Origin of the sequence: Haloterrigena salifodinae, assembly GCF_003977755.1 — an archaeon.
GTDB lineage: Archaea > Halobacteriota > Halobacteria > Halobacteriales > Natrialbaceae > Haloterrigena > Haloterrigena salifodinae.
In genome coordinates, this window is record NZ_RQWN01000004.1 from 70,415 (window position 1) to 93,453 (window position 23,039).

Sequence of the window (23,039 nt, forward strand, 5' to 3'; positions counted from 1 at the left end):
CTGTCTCCGTCTCGGAAGCAGTTTCCGAGTCTGCCTCGGATCGTCGGTGATCAGCCATATCGTTTCGATCAGTAGCACAGAGGCCGGGCAGGATGTCGCGGAGCTGGGGGTCGGGCACGAGCATGGATGCGCACTTTGGCCACCGATTTACGTCGTACTCAGTGCATTTCGTCATTTCGAACCGGCTAATACAGATATTTCTCACTTTTAATGATTCTATCTGGAATATTTATTTATGAATTAATTCGCTGAATTGCATGTTTGAGAAGAGGTGGCGTCGAAAGTACAGACACGATTATAAGTGCGAGCACAGCCGAAAACAGCCGTTGATCGATAATTCTCGAGGTGAGCGCTCCAGCTATTACAACTAACTCGACGCCGGCACGGGGAAGCATTCCGAATCCGATGATCAGTGATTCGTCACCCGAATGGCCAGCGACCCGCGCACCGAGGTAACTGCCACCGACTTTCACGAGTACACCCGCTGCGACGACTCCTCGGAGGTGCTCGAGGACGTCGTCCCACTCGGAGACGTGCAGGAGTTTTCCGCGGTCGACGCCCGCGTACGAGGCCTCGAGCTTCGGGTGATGAAACGGATCGCTGCGGGGCTTCTTGTGCCACTGGTTGGCCTGACAGATCTTCACCTCTGTGCTGTCTCACTGGGGATCGAATCCGAGCAGGTGCCAGCGATCGCTCTCGACGAGTGCCTCGAGCTATCCCTCTTTCTGCCGCTGCTGGTGGGCTTCGATCTCAGACTCGCCGCCCCAATCGATCAGCTGTTTCGACTGCTCGAGGGTCTCGATGGCAGGATTCTTCTTGTCGATGTAGAACCGGATATGAGCCTCCGCTTTCGAAATTCGGCGGGCATCGTCGACGTCTACCGAACCGGCGCCGTAGACCGCGCGGAGCGCATTGTACATTCGGCGCTCGATCTCGAACGAGTCTTCCGCCCACGTCGTCCAGGCGAGTAGTCGCGTTCCCTCTCCGTACGGGCACTCGAGAGAGTCGCCGCTCTTGTAGACCATCTCGCGGAACTGGGGCATGATACCGACATGCAGCGCCAGCGGCGGCTTCCGAAGGGACCGCTCGCCATCGTCGTCTTTGGGCCCTTTTCTGCGCGGTCGAGGTCCCGGAAATCATCGACTTCATGCAACTTAGCGGCAACGCAGAAGTCTTCGAGATCGCTGTTGCCGAGGACGCGCCCATCGCAGGCAAGACGCTCCAGGAAGCGGATAGTGAGGGATTCCTCGGAGAAGGTCTGCTCATCGTTGCCGTCGAATAACCTGGAGACGAACCGCCGATCACTCCAAAAGGAGGAACGCGAATCAAAGCTGGAGATCTCCTCACCGTATATTCAGGGACCGGCGCCACGCCCGATATCACAGATATTTTTGCCCACTACGAGGATCACAACACGACTCGCTGATAACTCGTCACGGTCTGAGACACCAGTTTGGTACAAACAGATCGGTTATTCACCGAGATTGAATATGTGTTCACGACTGGCATCACAAATCGGGCAAACGTGACGGTATATGATCCGCTGGCCATCTGTGTGGCTTGTCCAGTTTCCCTCCTCATCCACGTACCCACATTCCGGGCATTTCTTCTCGGTGTTCTCATAGCGCTGTCGTATCCACTCGAAATCTGATCGTCCTCCTGTGCGCCGTGGAATCATATGGCAATGTTGCCATGGCAAGCAGATAAATCTGTGCTGTTCCCGAGGGACACTGTTTCGTTACGTGTGAAAAGTGAGGCGGTGCGATTTTATGGTGCCTATGCCAAAAATCGACCGCCTCAGCGGGTGTCGCGATTGGATTGATTTGAGTTTGTGGAGCGCGAACGGACACCGCGTCAGCTGATGGAGCTCGGTATTCGACACCATCTTGCTAATCTCTCGCTTTCGAATACCGTTCAAGAATTGGAGAAGTTCGGTGTCGGTCGCAGTCGGAAGACCGTTCACGATTGGGTTCACAGATGCGATCTACAGCCGGCAGTTGACAAGGAACCGAATCACGTCGCGCTCGACGAGACGGTGATTCAACTTGAGGAATATCGCTATTGGCTGTACACTGCTGTCGATCCGCAAACGAACAATAGCCTTCATATATGGCTGTATCCGACGACTACGACCGCGTTGACAGAACGGTTTCTGCGGGAACTCACTGAGAAACATGACCTCGACGATGCCATGGTTCTCGTCCATGGCGCAAAACACCTCCAGACTGCACTCTGCCAAGCTGGGATCCGATTTCGATACGAAAAACATGGGAATTGGAACAGTTCCGAACGTATCTTCCATGAGATAAAACGGTGTACTTCTTCGTTCTCAAACTGCTTTAGCCATGCAAAACCGTCGACAGCTGAATCGGGGCTCCATGCCTTCGCCGTCTGGCACAATGCGACAAACTAAACACGACCTCCAGAGGGGATCCAAGTTTTATGAGAAGGGGGGTGCCCGCCGAATATAGCGCTGAACAAACTCCGCCAGTTGGATCAGGATTCGGTCGGAATCACTCTCCCGAAAGACAACGTCCGCGTTGAGGGCCTTCTCGGCGAGAACGGCCAGCTTCAGGGCGACCAGCACGCCCACATCCGCCACGTCGGTGACGGTGAATGGACTGTTGAGTTAGTCGAGGGACTTGAGCCATGAGCCAGATCTGTGAGCTTAGTCTTCGACGCTACTCCGGTAGGATTGCACGCAAATGTATCGGGAGAGAGACCGTGGATCAGGCCACTTCGTGTGGCGCAGCGACCACAGCCCGGTCGGCGTTCAAGAGCAGCGACTGAGTGACGCTGCCGAACAAGACTTGGTCGAGCGAGGAACGTTTGCGAGCGCTAACAACGATACACTCGGCGTCGTGTTCCTCCGCGTAATTGAGAAGTGCTGGTGCGGGATCACCAGTTAATCCGACGGGCGTGAACTTTCCAGACTCTTCGACCTCTCCGGCGATCTCTCGGGCGATTTTGGTTGCTCTCTCGTCACCTTTCTCCTCGACTATCGCATCTACTTCTTCAAGGGCCTTCCTGGAGGCCTCATCGGTGATGTCTCCCTCCGTGTCCCGAATGTGGACAACGTGGAGTTCTCCCTCGTATGCATCAGCGAGTTCGCGGGCTTGTCTGATCACTGATCTGGCTCGGTCTGACTGATCAACCGCTGCAATGATTGGCATACAAGTCTAAGTTCGACGAAAAACGACTTATTCCTATGGTATGGACTACCATGATCTGGCGGGTACGCGTGAACCCTATCGCTCACTGTCTGGGGGTTAACAGAGCCACAATTGCTATTCTCCGATAGTCCATGTTGACCTGTACTCAATCGACAGTTCATCAACATCAAGAATCTCGTCGATTTCCGTGCACTGCTCGTGAGTGAGGTCGTCGCGCTCGAGGCGGTCGCGGATAGCGGCGACGGCATAGACGGCGCTGAAAACGATGATAAGGGCGCTCGATACCAACGTCTCGAGGGTCTCGAGCATCTTAGACGTTGTTGCGCTCGAGGACGCGCCGAGCTGCGGAGATTAGCGTGTCGACATCTTTTCACGTGAACGCGACAGCGTTGCTTCGGTTATAGTCGTAGAACTGGGTGGCTTTCTGGATCGCTTCGAATCGCTGTTCATCCTCATTATCGGTTCAAACCTAAACCGATCTGGGCGTCTCGTTGTGAGACATGGCCGTGAACACGACTCGCTATTCCTCGTCTTTTCGGTTCACTCGAGCGGGTTCTGTTTATAAAGAGAGGGCCTAATCCAGTCCGATCGGCGCGGGGCCGGGGTGAGTTCCGCGGCGGCCCACGAGATATGAACACGGCTGCTACTCAACTCGTGTTCATATCGGGTACTTCCCATCAGGGTTCACGCTTGAATCGGGTGAGTCTGTAACCATCTACAGCGGGAGCGGGTCGAACTCTGATACAGAACTATACTGGGGCTCTGGTAGAGCAATCTGGAACAATAGTGGAGATACAATCATCGTAACGAATGCTGACGGTGAGACCGTAATCAATCGGGAGTACTAACAGTAGTTCGTACATACGGACTTTCCTCTCGTGTCCATATTTCGAGGAGAGGATTTGCGACGTGCGTCCGTAGGGGGTGAAGGAGTAGGAAAGAGATTCTCTGTATGTGCTTATTTTGTACTCTGCTAACCGAAATGCTGAGCAGAATCAACCTGCTCATGGATATAATCCATAGACTTCGCGGGTGATTCCAGATAGCTATGATTATTGGGCGCTATCGCCTTGACGGCAGCTATTTGAGCTGTCGAATTGCCTCGCTTACTGCCAATCCATGTTGATCGGCAATCTCGTGGGCAAGGTTCAGTGCTCAATCTTCTTTCTCCGTCTCGTTATGCTCCTGAGCGAGCAATGACAGCGCGTAGACGATCAGTAGCTCGTCTTGTGGATGTCGCATAGTGCTCACGTTTGACTATATTTTCACTGATAAACCTGTCTAGGCATATTCGGCAAGCAGATTTCAATGTAGCTGCCAGCGCCGACGATGCGGCTGGCTCGACAGCGCTTAAGGATGTAACGTGATTGTCAATAGTCTCTACTGCGATACACTCTCTGCCTTGCTCCTCGAGAAAGAGGAATTCATCTTGTGAAGTACAGAATATAAGTTTTCTTAATAGTGAGGTATATATCCCTACATGATATAGTAAGTGATGGGATGACATACCACGGGGGTCGACGTCGATTTCTCGAAGTGACTGGTGCCGCCGGTGTAGCCGCGCTCGCCGGCTGTATCGGTGATAACGGCGGCGACGGAAATCGTCTCATCTGGCATGCCGGCGGCACCGGCGGGACGTACTTTCCGCTCTCGAACGAGTTCAAAACCATCGTTGAGGACAACACCGACTTCTCGCTGAACGTCCAGTCGACGGGCGCAAGCGTCGAGAACGTTGGCAGTCTCGCGGACGGTTCGGCCGATTTCGCGCTCATCCAGAACGACATCGCGTCCTTTGCGAAGGACGGCACCGGAATCGACGCCTTCCAGGACAACCCGATCAACACCCTGCGGGGCGTCGCGACGTTGTATCCGGAGACGATCACGCTCGTCACGCTTGCCGGAAACGACATCGCGTCGCTCGAGGACTTAAGCGGCGCGACGATCAACACTGGCGACCTCGGATCGGGCACGCAGGTCAACGCCCTCCAGATCCTCGAATCGGTCGGAATCTCCGACTTCGAGGAGCAAAACGCTGGCTTCTCTCAGGCGTCCGAACAGCTCGCCAACGGGGACATCGACGCGGCTTTCGTCGTCGGCGGCTGGCCGGTCGGCGCGATTGAAGACCTCGCCAACACGAACGACATCGTGATCGTGCCGATCGAGGGCGAGAACCGCGAGGCGATAAAAGAGGACGCCTCCTGGTTCTCCGACGACACTATCCCTGGTGGCACCTACAGCGGCGTCGACGAGGACATCGAGACCGTTGCAGTCCAGGCGATGATCGCCACACACGCCGACGTGTCAGCTGATACCGTCGAGACGGTTACTGCGGCTATCTTCGACAACCTCGGTGACCTCTCGATCAAGACCGACTTCATCTCGGTCGACAGCGCACAGGACGGGATGTCCATCGAACTCCACGAAGGTGCGGCGGCGTACTTCGACACTTGAGCCGGCGCTGTATCGTTGGAACCGGGGCAGAGTGCGCTGACTCATGGTCGACCGGCCATGGGCCGATCCGCCGAATCAATTCATGAACACGAATGACATTGGCCCCCTGTGAGACCGTGACCGTCTCTATCGGCGTTTCACATATCAGGGTGTGTCACTAACTCCCATGTGAGAATGAGCCGCGTCTTCCGTCCGAACGTCTTCGCCGCACTCCTCGTGGCAGCAGTACTGGTCCTTATCGCTGTTGCCACGACGGTCCCGGTTGAGACAGTGCTCGTCGTTGAGGACGTCGAGACTGGCGAACGGTACCTTACTGAGCCAGTCTCCGACGGGAGTACTGTGGGTCTCGAGTACACACATAGCGTGGAGAAATCCCGGGTGTACGATGAGTACCGCGTGGATGATCAAACTCTGGTGAACACCCGGATGGAGTTCGAGTCCTACGGCTGGGGACTACCCGCCCGGGTCGACGTCACGACCGCCGATGGGATGCTCGTGTACGAGCCAGCCGAGCCGATCGCGGAACTGCAAAGTCTTTCGGTCTCACCCGGACGGATCGCCGGTCATACGCTGATCGTCGATGATCGACGATACGATCTGGTCGCTGCAACGAACGCCAGCGACGTTCGCATTCACGTCGAACAACGATCGCTAATCGAGAGAATCCTATGAACACGAACGATCCATCGGACAGTGATTCCGACGGGCCTAACGACGATCGGGATGGTACAAACGACGAACTGACTGAGGAGGTTTCCCCCGAGGAAGCCGAGGAGTTGATCGATGAAATCGAACGCCGGCGGTCGCTACGGGGGGGTGCCGCGGTGGCTGTCGCGGCGATCGGTATCCTGTTTTCGGTCTTCCAGCTGTTCCTGGCCGCACGCGGCTTCTCGTTCACGATCTGGTTGCCGATCGTCGACAACTGGGAGGTCTCGCTCCAGCTCCTGCAGGCGAACGCGGTCCACGTCTCGTTTGCGCTCGTACTCACGTTCCTGCTATTCCCGGCAAGTATGGGAGATGGGATTGTTACGCGAAACCTAGGCCGGATCGTTCCTACCGCATCCCGCAGACTCGGTGAGCGAAACCCCGTCACGCGCCTGCTTGCGCGTGTGCGGGCCACGTTTCGGTGGGCGTTCCTCGATCCCGGCCGAGAGCGGGTAACGCCGTTCGACCTCCTGTGTATTGTCGCTTCGATACTATCGGCGATCTACTTCCTGACGGAGTTCTCCGAAATTCAGGACATGCGGGTGTTCGGGCTCACGTTTGGGCGGCCGATCACCGAGGTGTACCCGTTCCTCCAGCCCGTCCTTGGGGGCGTTCCGTTCGTTAGCGAGTACTCCTACGCGATGGCACTTGGCGTGATCGGCGTCCTCCTGGTGCTCGAGGCTACCCGCCGGACACTCGGCCTGCCGCTTATGATCATCGTCGCGACGTTCATCCTCTACGCGCGCTGGGGCTACCTCATCAGCGGCGCGACGCCGCTTCTCGGTCTACTCGCGGTCCCTGAGTTGACCTGGCCGAGCATCGTTCAGAACCTCTGGTATAACACCGAAAACGGGGTCTTCGGCATTCCGGTGACGGTGTCGGTGAGCTTTATTTACATCTTTATCCTCTTCGGTGCGTTCTTAGAGATGAGCGGCGCCGGCCAGTGGTTCATCGACCTCGCGTATGCGGCCACTGGAGATCGCAAGGGCGGCCCAGCGAAGGCGAGCATTCTCGCAAGCGGCTTCATGGGGACGATCTCGGGATCGTCAATCGCCAACACAGTCACCACCGGCGCGTTTACCATCCCACTGATGAAGCGCTCGGGATACTCACCGGAGTTCTCCGGTGCGGTAGAGTCCTCGGCATCTTCTGGCGGACAGATCCTGCCGCCAGTGATGGGTGCCGCCGCGTTCCTGATGGTCCAGTACACGGCGACGCCGTTCGCGGATATCATCATCCTCGCGACGATTCCGGCGATCGTCTTCTTCTTCGGTGTCTGGGTAATGGTTCATCTTAAGGCGGTCGAAGAGGGAATCGGCGGCGTCGCGGACGTCGATACCGTCTCGCTTGGGGCACACCTCAAACGGGGGTGGTTCTACCTCGTCCCGATCGGGTTACTGTTGTACTACCTCATCATCGAGCGGCTGTCCGTCTCGCGGTCGGCGTGGTTCACTCTCGTCGCGCTCGTCGCGCTGATCTCGCTCGTCTCGGCGTACAGTAAGGAAACGCGCGAGCGACTCCTCGGGGTTTTCGCGGCCATCATTGGCGTCGAACTGGCGAGTTACGTCGTCGCCGGCGTCCCGGTTACCGGACTCGTCACTGGTACCAGCGGGGCTGGAGTACCCATCGGAGAAGCGGTCGACCGTGTCGTCGCCGGGATTGGCTGGTACGCGATGCTGGCCGGCGTGCTGACATTGGCGTCCCGCCCGGACATCGCCGCGCCGCTGCTCAATCTCAACCCGACGGTCCAGACGACTGCCGACTCGATTGGCGATCGAACCGGCCGCGATCTCGGTGATATCCAACTGTTCCGCCTCGGTACGTTCGTCGCCAAGTCGATGGATGAAGGGGCGCGAACGGCCGTTCCGGTCGTGATAGCCGTCGCAGCCGCCGGCATCATCCCGGGAGTTATCAGCGTTACTGGACTTGGTCCGAATCTCACATCGCTGCTGCTCGCACTGTCGGGTGGGTCGATCGTGATTATGCTGCTCGTGACAGCCGTGTCTAGCATCATCCTCGGAATGGGGATGCCGACGACGGTCACCTACATCATTCTCATCTCGATGCTTGCTACGCCACTTGTCGAGTTCGGTATCCCGCTTCTCGCTGCGCACCTGTTCATCCTCTACTTCGGCGTTATCGCTGACATCACACCCCCAGTTGCTGTCGCCGCCTATGCCGCGAGTGGAGTGGCCAAGTCGGATCCGTTTGAAACGGGCGTGAAAGCGTTCTCGCTGTCGCTGAACAAGGCGATCGTCCCCTTCGCGTTCGTCCTCGTGCCCGGTATCGTGTTGCTTCGTGAGAAGCCCAACGCCGACGAGTTGCCGATCCGCGAGCAGTATCGTGTCGTCGGCTTCAGCGACCTCGCGGAGTTGTCATACTCCGTTCCGGAGATCCTAGTTCCCGTCATTGGCGTTTTCCTCGGGGTGATCGCCTTGGGTGCGACCGTCATCGGGACGTTGTATACAGGCATTAATCGCGCCGAGCGGACTGGATTCGCGCTCAGCTCGTTGCTGCTTATGGCACCGGGGCTGCTTTCAGCATCGGTGTTCGATCTCCTCGGGTTCGCCGGTATCACTGTCTCGGTCGACGCGCTCCTGCTCGATCTCACGCTTCGTGGCATCGGATTCGCGCTGTTCGTTGTCCTCGCGGCGAAAAACCGCCGAGAGGCGACGAGCCTGCACGAGACGAGACAAGCTACCGTGGGATGAATGGGAGCAGGCGATAAAACGCCAGATGAGCAGACCTCGAGGACACCCGTAGCGGCTCCGTTCTCCAACATAGCGGGCATAAACCTACGATCTCCGAGTTAGTGATCCAACCGTCTCTCGAAGATGTCGAAGATATCGATGGGAGTGCGTTGGTGATCGAGACCCAAGACTCGAGACAGCGCGAAGGTGACCCCCTCCCCCCGTTATCGATGTGTAAATCGACGCGAGGGAACCCCCCGTGAGAACAGAAAATCGATTGTTGGACCCAAACAACCGATATTCCAAGGAAGAGCGTCTGAACTCCAGGGTTTGGAAAGATTTCTATGGTAGTTCTATATTGGGGGATGATTTATGTGATAGACTGAGAAACAGTAACCGCACTATAGTTATCTCCTGATAAAGTAGAGAATGAATAGTTAGATTCTAGTTAATCAACTGGCGAGCGAGTGAGCCCCTTTAACTCACCGTAATCGTACCGCTTCCAGCCTATTCCTGGTAATCTCTCTATCCGATCCGTATGTTCTAGCGTTTCTCTCGTCGGTCTCGTGGTGAGTTACACATCGATAACGGGGGGAGGGTGGTTGGGTGGTTCCGTAGATTAGAGTTCTCGTACCGACTTATCAACAGTTACACTTCGATGACGGGGAGTGTGGATCGTGAGTCGAAGATAGAGACCAATTCCGATTCCGATCGTCTGGCGCCTAATCGTTATAAAAGTCTCGGAGTTGGCTGTTAACGATCGTCTGGAGTGGCTCGTCGTGTTCGGCTATCGATGCGATCCGATTATCGTCACAGAGCCGGTCCATCATCGTCGTCGGATCCCCAGTGAAGGTAAATTCCATGTACATCCCACCGCCGGCTTCGACCCCACAAGGGTCCGTCTGTAACCATGGCCGATTAGACCACGTGAACAGCTCTATTGGCCGTTCACACTTCATTGTTTCCGTCGACCCGCGATAACCGCTGAACCCCTGGGGGTCGATGGAACTCCTCACGGCGGCTAGCGAGGACGTTCGAGAGACGATTTAATCGATATCAATGCCATTCACGAAAAAGCGTCGCAAACCGCTGATACCGGACTTGAGGACTTCTGTCGGTTGCAGGAGCAACGAATCAGCGAACTCGAAGCGGAAATCACGACACTTACAGAGTGGGTCGAGGAGTTGCGTGATACGCTACAGCAGACAGATGCGGATGCGGACCGGATAGATGTCCTTCAACAGCGGGAACAGTGTAACGAGGAGCGTGATGGCCTCCAAGCGAAAATGGGTACTCTCCGTCGACAACGCGAAGCCGGATTTCCCGAGAAGCACAGGAAATTCGCGATCGGCATGCGCTTAATGTCACTCTCGAACCGGTGGCTCTCACACTTCTCAACTACGAAAAAGGTGAGTTAGAGATTCTACTTCGCCAGGGACGGAGCGAACGTACTTTTCTCGTGGCATACGGTCATGGTGGCGGAGTTACTGAAGCGGCCGAGTGTGAAATATGTGGTCACGAACTTACCTTCGGGAATCCGGCTTTTCGTAAAAATGAGATCTCCATGGAGTGTTGCCCTGTTCTTATTCATTGATATAAGATCATAGTACTTACTTTGGTCTACAATCAGGGGTAGTTCAGATTGTTTCTGAGACAGATTCTGATTAGGTGTGGGTTGCGATCTGTTTCTGTTTCTCGAGTACGCCTTCATTTGCCGTTGATGAACACGGACTTTATATTTCAGTCGAATATAATAGAATATTCGTTATAGAACATATTAAAAGTGGCAAAGAGCGGGTGCTGAGTGCAGTATACCAGTAATCGTGTAGTGTAATCACAGAGAACCTACGCTCGTGTTCATATTGTAGAAATCTGTTCTAATGTCAATCGACCAGCAGAGGTGAAGAGATGACTGTCATCAATACCAGGGGAATTTTTCTATATTTCTTTCCTGTCTCTTTTCAATTTGTTCTTCAGCCCATTCTACTAGTTCATCTAGCACCTCTGAGGGAGCCTCGGAGAATTCGAAGTCTTCTAAGAAGTCAACTTCGGGCTCTTCCGATGCAATCATTGCCGATGAAGCACGACCTCTGGAGGCTGGTTCTAATCGAGCAAGAATTGTCCGGTCATCATAGGCATATTTATACTCCACAAGATGCCCAGATGGCTCCCTATCCACCATTACACAGAACGATGCCATATTCATTAAAAGACGAGCAGCACGGTCAACAGAATCTTCAGTTCGTTCTCCAAGATCATCAACTAAGTACGCTTCATATCCCATCGAATTTAGGCTCTGTCGTAGATCACGCAGTTCCTCTTTATATGGTTCATCAAAATTCCCCAAAACAATAACAGAATTCTTAGCAGCATTTCTAAGATTTTGAATTGCAGAGGCCAGAGAATTATCTGCATCTGCTTCAGATTGTATGAAATTTCCTATATTACTAAATGAGTTGAATATATCGTATACAGTATCTGTGTCTGACGATACACTTCTCACCATACCATCTACTTGTTCGATATTATGATAGACTGCCTCCTCAGAATCTACCCCTAGAAATCTCAACCGTGAGTCGGGATATTCTGAGAATATTGATGTTAGGAATAGATCTCGCTTGCATCGTTCACAGTAGGCATGATGTCTAATATGATAGATGACTTCAGTCCCCATCCCCCGGCCTGGTTCAGTATCCACTTGTTTAAATTCACCATACATCATATGTATTGAATCACAACTCTTGCACCTTCCGGAGATATATCCTGCTTCGATTGGTGATCCATACATTGATGTGACCCCCTGAGTCGTCATTACTTCATTTTCATCTTCACGAATTAGTATTACCTGCGGTGATACAGAGTTTGTTTCCATACTTTCCTGTAGAATTCTCTTACCTGTTAATACCAACTATATTCGAAAAGAGACAGAGTAACAACATATCAGAGACACATTCTGCAGACTAGTCTTGGAGTACTATACTGAGGAAATGCAACCCTCCTAAGAGATTTCAATATTTCCGATAGCCATGCATTGTCGCTCTTTCTCGCCGCTATTGACCCCCACTACTGAATAACAACCTATTTGTCTTCTGATATAGGCAGAAAAGAAATGGTCATCAGCTTATTACGGCTCATATTTTGATTCCGAATATAGCCCTCTTTCCTTCATCCATTTAATGATACCGTCACCATCCATTTTGGTATTGTTCGGTCCGTTCCGAATGTAGAACTTATCCTCAACTGAATATGGTTTCTCAACAGCTTTTGGTACCTCTATCCCTACAATCCATTCACCGATATCCTCCCTGAAAGTTTTGTTATTGAAGTTGAGTGGGAAGTTGCCAGAAATTATATCCGAAATCCACTCTTCCATATCCTGAGGGCTATCTATTCCGACTATTTCTCGATTATCGCTTACTCCAATTAGAATAATACCACCATCCTGATTTGCCAATGCACAGAACTCTTTCTTCAATTTTCGCTTATCATTCACATCACCCACATCAAGCGATTTTTTGAACTCAGTCGTTTCTTCTTCACCATAACGAATTCTTTCTTTTATTTCCTCCTCCGTATATTCACTTTCCAATGACAGATCGACAGACGTTACTTCTGAATTAGCAAGATAATATGCACCCGCAACGTAAGCCTCGATCTCCACTCTTTCCCTGTTAGAAAACTCTACAGTTGAAAAGGTGATATACTGGTTCTCGCTTACATTTGGCAACAGACTCCCCATCCTTTTTTCAATATTTGTTGTCACATTGATGTTTAATATGGCTTCTTGATCACTATCCCAAATGAGAACTATACCACTTTCAGGCGGATAGCTTGGACTCAATCCATAATCTTCGGTCTTTTCGTATGGTCCTCTCCAATTCAATCCTAGCCAATTTTCTGATGGAGGTCCGTATATGTCATCCCAACCAAGTGAAATTGTATCCTCAAATTTGTATCCGCCCCAATATCGGTGAAAATTTGCAGTGGGAGGGCTGCCAGTTGTGAGTTTATACAAAGTAATGTGACCCGCTGCTGCTGTCACAATCTCTTCCTCCTCAAATTCAGAATCCATACCTATCCATGACACTAGAAAGTGCCCATCGTTTTCATTCAAGATATCCCATAACGACGGTGCGGCAAAGTGTGGCGTTTTCTCTGGTCGTGAGTCCTTCTTTAGTTCATAACTCAATCGTCTCACTCTTCTTTGCAGATTTGTTTTTGAATTCCCAATATAATGGACCCCACTGACATCAGAATGGAGAATTCGGTAGATTCCAGGTCCATCCGGAACCTGATGAAGGTCCTCGGATAGTGGCAGAGGGTCTGACCAATCCGCAAAATTCGACGGTGCGTTATAGTCACTCATCTACTAAGAAGTAAAACACTATTTCTTGGTCATAATATTTTATAATGTCTACTACAGGTACCTCTATTTCATGTGCTTCAACTGGAGTCTCTTGTGCAGAGGTTGGGTAGGGGGCTGTAATTTTTTGGCGCTATCGCCTTGGCGACGCTCTCTACTCGAGCTGACGAATTGCGTCACTCACTGCCAGTCCATGTTGATCTGCGATTTCGGCAGCGAGGTCTAAAGCCCAGTCTTCTCTTTCCGTTCCTCTATGTTCCCAAGCGACCAGTGACAGTGCGTAGACGATCAGTAGATCATCTTGTGGGTGTCGCATCCGCTCACGATTGGCCATGGCTTTACTGATAAACCCTCGTAGGCATATTCGGCAATCACGGTTGTCGAAGTCCCGTTACGTCCTACCAGTGGGGTGGCCCCGCTATTACGTCCGATATCAGCCTGCTCAATTTTTCGCGAGCGCGGCGCGCGCTCTGCGCGCCGCGCAATTATCTACCCCCTTAGGGGGCATTTGGCAATCTCCCCTCTTTCGTTCAGGTAGACGATTTTGAGTAGGCTCGGCAACGGCTGATTCAACGATCATCTCACCGTCGCCGAGGTCGAGAAACTCATTGCAGAGTTGGATAAGCATCTCAGACAGACTGAGTAGAGCATCAGTTCAAGAGTAGCACACGTCAGTCACCTTTACATAATTCGGGACCCGGTATTCCGTATGATCCGGTTACTCGATGCGCTCGACAGGGCACGGGCAGACTCCGGGGAAGGTTCCCACTTTGCTCTGCAGTTAGACCGACTTTTCGAATCAGTGGAAGACGAGGAAGAACTCAGCGATGAGACCCGGATCCACCTTGGCGAAATGGACGGTGAATATCTGCTGCCCGATCTCGTGGACAACCTTGAGGACTGGTATAGCGACGGCATATTCCAATCTGCCCGTGACGCACTGGACCAGTTCGAGGACGCCATCGCCGACGCAGAGGACCGCGGATGGGTGAACGTCGCTGCCCAATATCAGTATTGGCGGATCCGCCTCAAAGCAGGGTTACAGGGCCACGACGGTACAGACGAACTCGAAGAAGCACTTGAATTTCTGGAAAACCGCTACACAGATGTCTCCGTCAACTTCACCACCTCAATAATTGAGGCCGCAATCGACAACATCGACGACGTACCGGACCCCAACAGAGACCGGTGGATAGACCTCATCAAGATGGTCGCAGACGCCCACCGAACAGACAACCACTTCAATCAGCTCAGAGAATTCCTCCGGCTGCTGCACGAGTTCAAACGAGCATGCGACCGCGACATATCAGACGTGGAAACCGCACTCGTCGACTCGTACCGAAGAGAAGCCGACCTCGTCGGGCGAGAGAGCCAGCTGCAGAAGGCTGATATCCTCCAGAGTGGCGTCGCCGAATGCACCGAATATCTAAGCAACGAACAGAAGCGCGACTGGAAACAGGAAGCCCTCCAAGCCCGCCGAACCGGGACCAAAACCGAACTCCACAAACTCGACCTGGACGACCTAGACGTGGACGGGATTGAGGGCGAAAGCCTCCAGCAGGCTGTAGCCGAAGAAATGGAGCACAACACCCAGGTATACGTCGACTGGTTCAAGCAGGTGAAACGGGCCTCCGGATCCGGCTCGTATGCCCTTTACTGCCTGGCACTCTCCAGCAGCCTCATCCCCGACCCGAACAAGATTCGCTTGTCAACAGAGGAGTTCGTCATCTCCCAGCTTGTCAGCCGCCAGATCATCTCCCCGGAAGCACACACGCTCTCCGTTGACCCCTCGGACCCTGAGTCAATCCCAAACAATTACGCCCACCACGCAGCAGGGAAGATGTCATCGCTGGGAAACGCGCTGTACCGCCTGATCAAGGAAGGCCATCTTACGTTATCCGACATTATCCACATATTCCGGATCGGCGATACGCTTTCCCCCGACACAGAAGCATTCCTCACCGACGCACTCCTCGAACTCTACGAAGACAACCACCGCCAAGCGCTGTTCCTCTTCGTCCCGCATCTCGAAGCAACAATCGTCGACACCCTCCAATCTATTGGACGACCCGCATACACAATCATCGACGAAGGAACTCAACAACAACTCCTCGGCGGACTGTTCATCGACGGACGCGACCTATTCGGACGCCATTACGCCATCTACCTCCGGTACCGATACACGAGCCGGAAAGGCATGAACCTCCGAAACCGGCTTTCCCACGGCCAGCTCCGGTACCGGAACGCGAACTACCTGAACACGGTCCTGACCCTGTTCGACACTCTGAAATGCCTCATCACACTCAACAGTGCTGACTATCTGAGCTACTTCGGTATTCCTCAGCGGACCCTCTCCCCGGCCACACAGCACGACCAGGAGACCGACCTCTCCCTGTTCACAGACCTGAACAAGCAGATAATTGGCTACGGCACCTCCACTGACGGCCACACCCTGGTCGTCATCCGCGAAAACGGCCACGAGGACCACACCGAACTCTTTGTCGACCGTGGCCGCATCCACCGGTATCTCATCGACGGGACCGGATTGACCCGGGATGAAATCCGGGACGGAATCGACCGGCTCCGCGACGACTACTCTAATATCCCGGACAGCATCGACTATACCTGGCTCGACCAAGACGACCTGGTCCTCCACACCATCACGGACGTAATTGACGACCAGACCGCCTCCCCCGCCGACGCACCCTCACAAGACACGATCATCGAACACGCGAAAGTCCGCGGCATAGACGAAAGCACGACCCGGATCGCGCTCCGGCAGCTTGAGGAACGGGGCAACATCAAGACAAGAGAGATCGATGGAGAAACGGTCGTCCCCACCGACGAATGCCTGAATATCTTCGAACATGCCACCCGCGTCACCGGCATTGGCGAAACGCTTGCGTGGTGCGTCGCCGACCACTTCGACAGCGAACAGGCGTTCTTCGACGCGGACCAAGACACCTTCCAAGCGGTTCCCGGTATTGGATCTGACCGGGCAGATCGACTAGCGACCGACCGCACATCACCCTTCACAGTGGACGAAGAGTGACTGCGGTCCAGCATAGAAAGCAGAGCGGCGGGCTACGAACCGGGCCGCCCGCGTAGTCCGCCTTCTCCAGCGGGAAGCACAACTCGTGGACCTTGGCGGGGTTCTCCCGACCACACACCGGGAACGTCGTGTATGCCTTGGAGGTGGGGACAGGCCGACCCCGCTGGCAGTACGACACCGGGCGAGATAACCGCACCTCCGTTTCGTTTGGATCAACTGGAGATTTTTGTCCGGAGGTGGGGATGGTGCGCTGTAATTTTTCGGCGCTGTCGCCTTGGCGACACCCGCTAAGGGGCTTTCGCGCGCAGCGCGAAACGACCCCGCGGCGTTGCGATGCGATCGCGGCGCCGACCCCATCCTCGAGGGACCGAGTACAACAGAAATTGCGGAAATCAGCTGCTAACGAAACTCTGGTTGTCTAAATGAAGTGAAGGGAGTAGCGTTATCACTATGCAGGCCGGTTCAGCGGTCGGCGACAGCGCCGACGAATCCGGTCTCCGTCCCACCGGCAGGAGTCTTCCAGGTCAACTCGGCGCCGCGGAGGATCGTCGGATCGTTGCCCGACTTCGACCACTTCTCGAGAGCCTCGGCGGCGATCGTGCCGATGTTCTCGAAGCTATCGGCCTTCAGTCGCGAGAGGATCGTGTCGATTCACACAGGCGGCGACCCGGAACCAGTGGCTGGTTCGGTTTAGCTTCAACGCCCGGTGTTTCAGAAACAGAGAATCGGCGTTTCGGATGGTTCAGTCCCATATGACCGACCGAATAGATGTCGGCCACGAAACGGGTTTGATGCGGATGGGCCCTTTTTCGGACGACAGATGGACTGATTCCCTAATCCACATTTGCTAAAAATAATTATATGAATAAAATTTCTATACTAATTTAATCAATATAAACTATATCGTCCTAACTATTAAATACTTATTTAGAATAAAATTAGCTGCGATGGCTGAAAATAACGTAACCAGCCGACGGACGGTACTAAAGAGTACAATGACTGCGGGCACGGCACTGACCGTGGGAAGTAGTGTCGTTAGTGCTAGTTCTCAGGAACTCCCAATCGAGGTGTGGATTACTGACAAACTTGATGAGAACATTGATGAGGTTTTCCAAGAAGGAAGAATCCGGGCCGCAGCTGACGATATTGAAAGTCACTCGAACGTCACCGTAAACTTCACCCAGTTCCAGACGACGGACGCCGTCTACGATGGTGATGCCTCGGATATCTATCAAACATTCAAAGACGAAGAAGGAGGGGATATCAACGAAGGACAGGTGAACATGCTCGTATTTACAAAACCTAGCAAACCAGGTTGCAATCACAATAACGTTCCTCTCAGGGAGGATAACGAACCCATCACTATCCTAAATGGACTGTTCGGAGCCGCACCCGCACAGACACACAAAAACCTTATCATCACGGCTATGCTGCGGCCGGTGTTGGAAGGTCAGATGGGGAATGCACCCGATAGCAGAGACATCAACAGTTTTGGAACGATTCACACTGACATGGGACTAACTAACGAAGCATCTCCACTGGCGACGTGGCACGAACCACGACGTTCCTGGTGTCCAAGTCCGGCGGACATCGACGATATCGGTGAGAGTGACGACCATATTACGAGCATGTGTGGTGGCGAGGTCACTAAGGCCTGTGACCACACGGGGAAATTGAGCAAGTGTACGGCCAATGCGATCGAAGAACAACTTTCCAATCTGTAGTCGCCTTCAAGTGTGAATCGATAACCAACTTTCAGAAATTCTATTATAATCACACGAAGGTCTCTGTCTAGTTTAGCACCTCTGCTAGTAGCTATAACCGCTATCTCGCGGGCGCGCGTGAGGGAGGTGTTCGATCACTCGACGATCTTCTCGATTGCGACCTCGAGAGCGACTCGTCTGGACTCCAGTTTGTCCACCGACCGGAGACGGATACGCCGCTCAAGAAGGGCGAGAAGAGCGAATGGTGGAACATCATCACCGGCTCCGTCGCCGGTGTGCTTCAGGATTACATTGACGGTCCGCGGGATGACGTGACTGACGATCACGGGCGATCGCCGTTGCTGACGACGAGATCGGGCCGTCCCACTATCTCGACGCTCCGAGATACAATGTACGGACTCACCCGTCCCTGCTGGCGCGGTGCGGAGTGCCCGTACGATCGTGACCCGGCGGAGTGCGAGGCGACGTACTACGCGAAGGCGAGCAAGTGTCCGTCTTCGAGGTCGCCCTACGATGTCCGGAGCGGTCGGGTGACGGCCTACCGTCGCAAGGATGTGCCGCGTCGAGTCGTCGGCGACCGTCTCGATGCGAGCGACGATATCCTCGATCGGCATTACGACCACCGAAATGCGCGCGAAAAGGCAGAACAGTGCCACGACTACCTTCCTGACCTGTAACCATAATTCACGAAATCTCGAATGTAGCGTCAACTGTAGGGTCCAGTCCCGTCAGGGTCCATCTGTAACGCTGCCGCGCTGGTTGGTGCAGAGGCTACTGGTGTCACGCTTCGACCCCACAAGGGTCCATCTGTAACCGCCGTTGAAATCGCGGACGTACTGCCCGAAGACGGGCTTCGACCCCACAAGGGTCCGTCTGTAACCTGTCCAACTTGTGCTGAGACAAACGGCGTGCCCTCGCTTCGACCCCACAAGGGTCCGTCTGTAACTGCGGGCACTCCTCGATCAGCAATGATCCCGATATCGCTTCGACCCCACAAGGGTCCGTCTGTAACGATCTCGACGTCGACTTCCCGCGTCGCCTCCGCAGCTTCGACCCCACAAGGTCCGTCTGTAACTGCCGTTCTTTCTGCCGCACAAGGTCCATGAGTCCGGCTTCGACCCCACAAGGGTCCGTCTGTAACGCATTGGTAGCCATCTTCCGCTCCTTCTTGCTCGAGCTTCGACCCCACAAGGGTCCGTCTGTAACTCACTGGGTCGACGTCTTCGAACGGCGGTTCTTCTGAGCTTCGACCCCACAAGGGTCCGTCTGTAACCAGTCGATATCGATCTGGTTGGCCGATGGCGTCTCGCTTCGACCCCACAAGGGTCCGTCTGTAACGGTACTATCCCAACCGAAGTTTGTCGTCCCGAATCCGCTTCGACCCCACAAGGGTCCGTCTGTAACAGGCGTAAACATGGCCGTCCCACGTCGACCACTGTCGCTTCGACCCCACAAGGGTCCGTCTGTAACCAGTGATGTGGACCGCAGCGGACTCGTCTTCAACCTGGCTTCGACCCCACAAGGGTCCGTCTGTAACCCTTCGCAATGCCGCTTGTGCGCTCCGAGGTTATCGCTTCGACCCCACAAGGGTCCGTCTGTAACTAGCCGAGCGAACGCTTCCGGCGACGGAGATAACCGCTTCGACCCCACAAGGGTCCGTCTGTAACCACGAAGTCCGTCCCGTGCAAATAGAGGTCGTACTCGCTTCGATCCCACAAGGGTCCGTCTGTAACAGAGTAACCTCGTTCAGTACCTACTGGAGCAGGTGCCGCTTCGACCCCACAAGGGTCCGTCTGTAACATTCTAACGATTCTTCGAAAGTCTCCTCACAAGTCGCTTCGACCCCACAAGGGTCCGTCTGTAACGACCTCGAATGGACTTCAGAAAGACACCGTTCTGAGCTTCGACCCCACAAGGGTCCGTCTGTAACGCAGCATCCTTTACCGGCCGACGTCCGATGTTGCAGCTTCGACCCCACAAGGGTCCGTCTGTAACGTGCTGGTGTCGTGGCGTCTCGCAGGACCGTACACCGGCTTCGACCCCACAAGGGTCCGTCTGTAACGCCCAGGACGGTGTGGATTTCCGCCAGGCGATCGGGCTTCGACCCCACAAGGGTCCGTCTGTAACGCCCACTTGATACGAATGTCGAGCGTGCTGAATTTGCTTCGACCCCACAAGGGTCCGTCTGTAACAGCTCGACTACGACGGCGACGTCGCAGCGTACTCGCTTCGACCCCACAAGGGTCCGTCTGTAACGTGTGGATGTCTTCGGCCCCAGGCGTCCGATCTCACGCTTCGACCCCACAAGGGTCCGTCTGTAACGTGACCGCACGCAGCAAAGTGCCTCTGAGTTGAGAGGCTTCGACCCCACAAGGGTCCGTCTGTAACCGCGACCACTGGACCAAGGCCGAGCTTCGGACGCTCGCTTCGACCCCACAAGGGTCCGTCTGTAACGATGGGCTGTGACTACCACGATGAGGATGTCCGAGCTTCGACCCCACAAGGGTCCGTCTGTAACTCGCTGAGTTTGAACAGCGGACCCCAATCGACATCGCTTCGACCCCACAAGGGTCCGTCTGTAACCATGGCCAGTTAGACCACGTAAACAGCTCTATTGGCTGTTCACACTTCATCGTTTTCGTCGACCCGCGATAACCGCTGAACCCCCGGGGGTCGATGGAACAACTGGGAACGGTCAGAAGACTGATCGTCGGCGGCAGGATCATCATCGAAGACAGTTCTCTCAACCGGGAGGTGCTTCTTCTCGCCATCGTCGGTGACGACACGCGCCGTATCTCCTTGGCGGCGACGAGTCGGCCGTCCTCGTCTCCACGAGTGTCGTTGAGGTCAGCCATCTCGCCCACGTCCCGCAACATCGTCATCACAGGTTGTCTGACTTCGCCTCGAGGCGCGGCGTCGGATCCTCGTAGAGTTCCACGGGGCTGTCTCGAATGACGGCGTCGAAGTGGTCATCCGCGACGTAGACACCGCTGCCGTCTGGACCGAGCGGGATGTCTTCCCAGTGGAGCGCGTTTAGTAACATGACCTACAGAAGTGATTACCAGTGAGTGTCGTATCGCAACTCAAGCAAGACGCGTATACGGGCGAGAACCGATGTGAACCCTGTACGATAGTCAACGTGACTATCGCTGTCGGTATCAGCATCGTATTGGCTTTCGTATCGGAGCCACTCAGTGTCGTGGTCTTTACTCTGTCGCTAGGCACGATCTACCTTCGGGGCTTCCTGATTCCTGGAACTCCAAAACTGATGAAGCGGTACTTCCCAGATCGGGTCCTTCAGTGGTTCGATAAGGAAGCTCCTCAGTCACCACAGACTAAGTCTACTAAGGAGCAAGCCGACTTTTGAAGTCGGCTTCTCCGTCAAGGGATCTTGCGACCTACTGAGGACGGGGCGGATGTAACTCTCTCATCAGAGTTTCAAACACGATAGTCGCGGAGTCTCGATGACTACTCTGATAACCCCAACCGTGAGCGATTGAGAGAAGCATTGGACGTTGAGCCGGAAGACGGTGTCTTCTCGGCAGTTGGTGAAACACTTTCACTCAGTAAAGACGGCACTCCGTTGGGACAGTGGCCGTCTCCTGCTGCGGTGAAAGCAGACCTAGCCGCAGCGTAGGTGTGTTCGGATTGGGTCTCTGGGTGGGCAGGATCCAATCCTGGGCAAAGAGCGGATCTCCTGCGGAGTATCAGAGCGATCAACAGCGATTTCCCACTCTGTGATGGGCTGGTAAGAATCAAGGAAGAGGTTCTGGAGCCATGCTGCAACTCTTATGATGTTCTCGTTGCCTCGTGCCAGAATTGCGATTCCCGCTTGTTCGAAATAGAAGCGGTCGAGTAGGCTTGGATCCCAATGGTGGAATCCAAGTAGAAGACGGCAAATTCGTACTCAATGCGACGCCAGACGAAATCGGACAGGATACTTACAGTCTTTCCAGGGCTGCTGTCGGTAATTTCAATGCCGTTATTGAGTCAGGATATTTCCGCATCAGTGGCTCGTCTACAGAGACCGGACTCACGACCCAGGAGGGTGACCAAACGTCGTTGACGATTTCTGAGGGAAAGACTGTAGCAGACATCGCTGCAGTCAATGGCGTTGAACCGCTGGACGCGTCAGGTTCTTCAAACCAAATCCAAGGGCAGGAGAATAGCATCACTACGCAAAGCCATAATATAAGTCATGTGAATGTTAGTAGACAAGTACTCCCGCCGAAGGTAGACATCCACATAGACATGAGTGATGAGACAATTACGACCGATATCCTCCATTCAAAGATGCTATTTCCTCGAAATCACATAATTACACCCTATTGTTCGAGGGTACTGAATTTTTAGTGGTATTATTAACTATGCAGACTATCGTACTTAAGTTGTTACTCAATCTGGGGATTTATTTCGATCAGAGTGCACAACCCCTTCACTCAGGGCGGCCACTGAATCACAATTTCCGTTTGAGTACCTGTGTTAACTGGTTTTCGAGTTCAGAGGCCTGTAACACCTTGATCTCACTATCGGCCTGCTCTTCGAGCGATGCGGTCTCTCGTTGCAGATCCTGGACCACGAGCAGACCGTTCCACCCGGACCCAAAGTATTCTTCGTCGTCACGCCCGAAAACGTACTCCTCATTGAGGCGCAAAAAGGCGAGATACTCGAGTGTCTCCTTGATCCCGCGTCGGATCGTATCCTCGTTAGCACTATTTTTGACTTCGACGATCAGATACTCGTGGTCGCCGTCGTCGGAGATTATCTCGAGGATGATCGCGTCAGACCGCCCAGTGTGGTCCTAATACTCCTTCCTGAAGTAGTTGCTAGCGATCTCTTTTGCGGCGAGCTGTACCTAGTCGGTTCGGAACTGGCTGTCTT

Annotated in this window: 14 protein-coding genes, 7 pseudogenes and 1 CRISPR repeat array; of the genes and pseudogenes, 11 read left to right on the forward strand and 10 right to left on the reverse strand. The window is 54.0% G+C overall.

Annotated features, from left to right (window positions below; all coding sequences use genetic code 11):
- Positions 1-233: 233 nt before the first annotated feature.
- Complete coding sequence (locus EH209_RS25140) at positions 234-473, reverse strand: cation:proton antiporter domain-containing protein (protein WP_394343710.1); 240 nt, start codon at positions 471-473, stop codon at positions 234-236.
- On the opposite strand from EH209_RS25140, the gene EH209_RS25270 reads away from it, so the two are divergent.
- Both EH209_RS25270 and EH209_RS25150 read left to right on the forward strand, forming a co-directional pair.
- Positions 429-971, forward strand: coding sequence for a hypothetical protein (locus EH209_RS25270; protein ID WP_164722077.1), 543 nt, complete (start codon positions 429-431; stop codon positions 969-971). The two genes, EH209_RS25140 and EH209_RS25270, sit on opposite strands and share 45 nt — an antisense overlap.
- Before the next feature lie 137 nt (positions 972-1,108).
- Positions 1,109-1,426 (forward strand): annotated as a pseudogene (locus EH209_RS25150) (TrkA C-terminal domain-containing protein); the annotation flags it as partial.
- 45 nt (positions 1,427-1,471) lie between these two features.
- On the opposite strand, the gene EH209_RS24715 reads toward EH209_RS25150, so the two are convergent.
- Complete coding sequence (locus EH209_RS24715; protein WP_126664337.1) at positions 1,472-1,678, reverse strand: HVO_0649 family zinc finger protein; 207 nt, start codon at positions 1,676-1,678, stop codon at positions 1,472-1,474.
- A 100-nt stretch (positions 1,679-1,778) separates the two neighbouring features.
- Here EH209_RS24715 and EH209_RS18535 point away from each other — a divergent pair.
- Positions 1,779-2,413: pseudogene (locus EH209_RS18535) on the forward strand (IS6 family transposase).
- Positions 2,414-2,467: 54 nt separating this feature from the next.
- Positions 2,468-2,653 carry a hypothetical protein gene (locus tag EH209_RS18540; RefSeq protein ID WP_126664338.1) on the forward strand — a complete coding sequence of 62 codons (186 nt, stop codon included), beginning with the start codon at positions 2,468-2,470 and terminating at the stop codon, positions 2,651-2,653.
- A 76-nt stretch (positions 2,654-2,729) separates the two neighbouring features.
- Here EH209_RS18540 and EH209_RS18545 read toward each other — a convergent pair whose 3' ends face one another.
- The 3 genes and pseudogenes from EH209_RS18545 to EH209_RS25275 all read right to left on the reverse strand — a co-directional run.
- Complete coding sequence (locus tag EH209_RS18545; RefSeq protein ID WP_126664339.1) at positions 2,730-3,173, reverse strand: universal stress protein; 444 nt, start codon at positions 3,171-3,173, stop codon at positions 2,730-2,732.
- Between the two features lie 114 nt (positions 3,174-3,287).
- Complete coding sequence (locus EH209_RS18550) at positions 3,288-3,482, reverse strand: hypothetical protein (RefSeq protein ID WP_126664340.1); 195 nt, start codon at positions 3,480-3,482, stop codon at positions 3,288-3,290.
- Positions 3,483-3,543: 61 nt separating this feature from the next.
- Positions 3,544-3,624, reverse strand: a pseudogene (locus tag EH209_RS25275) (DUF7692 domain-containing protein); the annotation flags it as partial.
- A 211-nt stretch (positions 3,625-3,835) separates the two neighbouring features.
- On the opposite strand from EH209_RS25275, the gene EH209_RS25155 reads away from it, so the two are divergent.
- The 4 genes from EH209_RS25155 (at position 3,836) to EH209_RS18570 (ending at position 9,040) form a co-directional block, all read left to right on the forward strand.
- The gene (locus EH209_RS25155; RefSeq protein ID WP_211338395.1) at positions 3,836-4,021 is read left to right on the forward strand and encodes a lamin tail domain-containing protein; all 186 of its coding nucleotides are present in this window, start codon (positions 3,836-3,838) and stop codon (positions 4,019-4,021) included.
- A gap of 652 nt (positions 4,022-4,673) precedes the next feature.
- A complete protein-coding gene (locus EH209_RS18560; protein ID WP_126664341.1) occupies positions 4,674-5,624 on the forward strand; it encodes a TAXI family TRAP transporter solute-binding subunit in 951 nt (316 codons plus the stop codon).
- A 174-nt stretch (positions 5,625-5,798) separates the two neighbouring features.
- On the forward strand, positions 5,799-6,296 hold the full coding sequence (locus EH209_RS18565; protein WP_126664342.1) for a DUF1850 domain-containing protein: 498 nt from the start codon (positions 5,799-5,801) through the stop codon (positions 6,294-6,296).
- Positions 6,293-9,040: a TRAP transporter permease gene (locus EH209_RS18570; protein WP_211338388.1), complete on the forward strand. Its 2,748-nt coding sequence runs from the start codon at positions 6,293-6,295 to the stop codon at positions 9,038-9,040. The genes EH209_RS18565 and EH209_RS18570 overlap by 4 nt, the downstream gene beginning before the upstream one ends.
- A gap of 1,897 nt (positions 9,041-10,937) precedes the next feature.
- On the opposite strand, the gene EH209_RS18575 is transcribed toward EH209_RS18570, so the two are convergent.
- Both EH209_RS18575 and EH209_RS18580 read right to left on the reverse strand, forming a co-directional pair.
- On the reverse strand, positions 10,938-11,891 hold the full coding sequence (locus tag EH209_RS18575) for a hypothetical protein (RefSeq protein WP_126664343.1): 954 nt from the start codon (positions 11,889-11,891) through the stop codon (positions 10,938-10,940).
- A 252-nt stretch (positions 11,892-12,143) separates the two neighbouring features.
- Positions 12,144-13,385 (reverse strand): AlbA family DNA-binding domain-containing protein, encoded by a 1,242-nt coding sequence (locus tag EH209_RS18580; protein WP_126664344.1) that lies wholly within the window; start codon positions 13,383-13,385, stop codon positions 12,144-12,146.
- Between the two features lie 799 nt (positions 13,386-14,184).
- On the opposite strand from EH209_RS18580, the gene EH209_RS18590 reads away from it, so the two are divergent.
- Positions 14,185-16,434, forward strand: a complete 2,250-nt coding sequence (locus tag EH209_RS18590) for a DUF4209 domain-containing protein (RefSeq protein WP_164722080.1) — start codon at positions 14,185-14,187, stop codon at positions 16,432-16,434.
- Between the two features lie 462 nt (positions 16,435-16,896).
- Here EH209_RS18590 and EH209_RS25045 read toward each other — a convergent pair.
- Positions 16,897-17,085, reverse strand: a pseudogene (locus EH209_RS25045) (DNA-binding protein); the annotation flags it as partial.
- Positions 17,086-17,381: 296 nt separating this feature from the next.
- On the opposite strand from EH209_RS25045, the gene EH209_RS18600 reads away from it, so the two are divergent.
- Complete coding sequence (locus EH209_RS18600) at positions 17,382-18,158, forward strand: hypothetical protein (protein WP_126664347.1); 777 nt, start codon at positions 17,382-17,384, stop codon at positions 18,156-18,158.
- 110 nt (positions 18,159-18,268) lie between these two features.
- Positions 18,269-18,835: pseudogene (locus EH209_RS18605) on the forward strand (site-specific integrase); the annotation flags it as partial.
- Between the two features lie 434 nt (positions 18,836-19,269).
- Positions 19,270-20,741: a CRISPR direct-repeat array (repeat unit 30 nt; unit sequence GCTTCGACCCCACAAGGGTCCGTCTGTAAC).
- A gap of 266 nt (positions 20,742-21,007) precedes the next feature.
- Here the strand turns inward: EH209_RS18605 and EH209_RS18610 are convergent.
- Together EH209_RS18610 and EH209_RS24720 are read right to left on the reverse strand one after the other, a co-directional pair.
- Positions 21,008-21,198: pseudogene (locus EH209_RS18610) on the reverse strand (DNA-binding protein); the annotation flags it as partial.
- A 1,416-nt stretch (positions 21,199-22,614) separates the two neighbouring features.
- Positions 22,615-23,013 (reverse strand): annotated as a pseudogene (locus EH209_RS24720) (hypothetical protein); the annotation flags it as partial.
- Positions 23,014-23,039 lie beyond the last annotated feature (26 nt).

What these genes read in the sequence shown, in the direction of transcription:
- EH209_RS25270 (WP_164722077.1), top strand. Translation starts at nt 429, where the DNA reads ATGGCCAGCGACCCGCGCACCGAGGTAACTGCCACCGACTTTCACGAG.
- EH209_RS24715 (WP_126664337.1), bottom strand. Translation starts at nt 1,678, where the DNA reads ATGATTCCACGGCGCACAGGAGGACGATCAGATTTCGAGTGGATACGA.
- EH209_RS18545 (WP_126664339.1), bottom strand. Translation starts at nt 3,173, where the DNA reads ATGCCAATCATTGCAGCGGTTGATCAGTCAGACCGAGCCAGATCAGTG.
- EH209_RS18550 (WP_126664340.1), bottom strand. Translation starts at nt 3,482, where the DNA reads ATGCTCGAGACCCTCGAGACGTTGGTATCGAGCGCCCTTATCATCGTT.
- EH209_RS18560 (WP_126664341.1), top strand. Translation starts at nt 4,674, where the DNA reads ATGACATACCACGGGGGTCGACGTCGATTTCTCGAAGTGACTGGTGCC.
- EH209_RS18565 (WP_126664342.1), top strand. Translation starts at nt 5,799, where the DNA reads ATGAGCCGCGTCTTCCGTCCGAACGTCTTCGCCGCACTCCTCGTGGCA.
- EH209_RS18570 (WP_211338388.1), top strand. Translation starts at nt 6,293, where the DNA reads ATGAACACGAACGATCCATCGGACAGTGATTCCGACGGGCCTAACGAC.
- EH209_RS18575 (WP_126664343.1), bottom strand. Translation starts at nt 11,891, where the DNA reads ATGGAAACAAACTCTGTATCACCGCAGGTAATACTAATTCGTGAAGAT.
- EH209_RS18580 (WP_126664344.1), bottom strand. Translation starts at nt 13,385, where the DNA reads ATGAGTGACTATAACGCACCGTCGAATTTTGCGGATTGGTCAGACCCT.
- EH209_RS18600 (WP_126664347.1), top strand. Translation starts at nt 17,382, where the DNA reads ATGGCTGAAAATAACGTAACCAGCCGACGGACGGTACTAAAGAGTACA.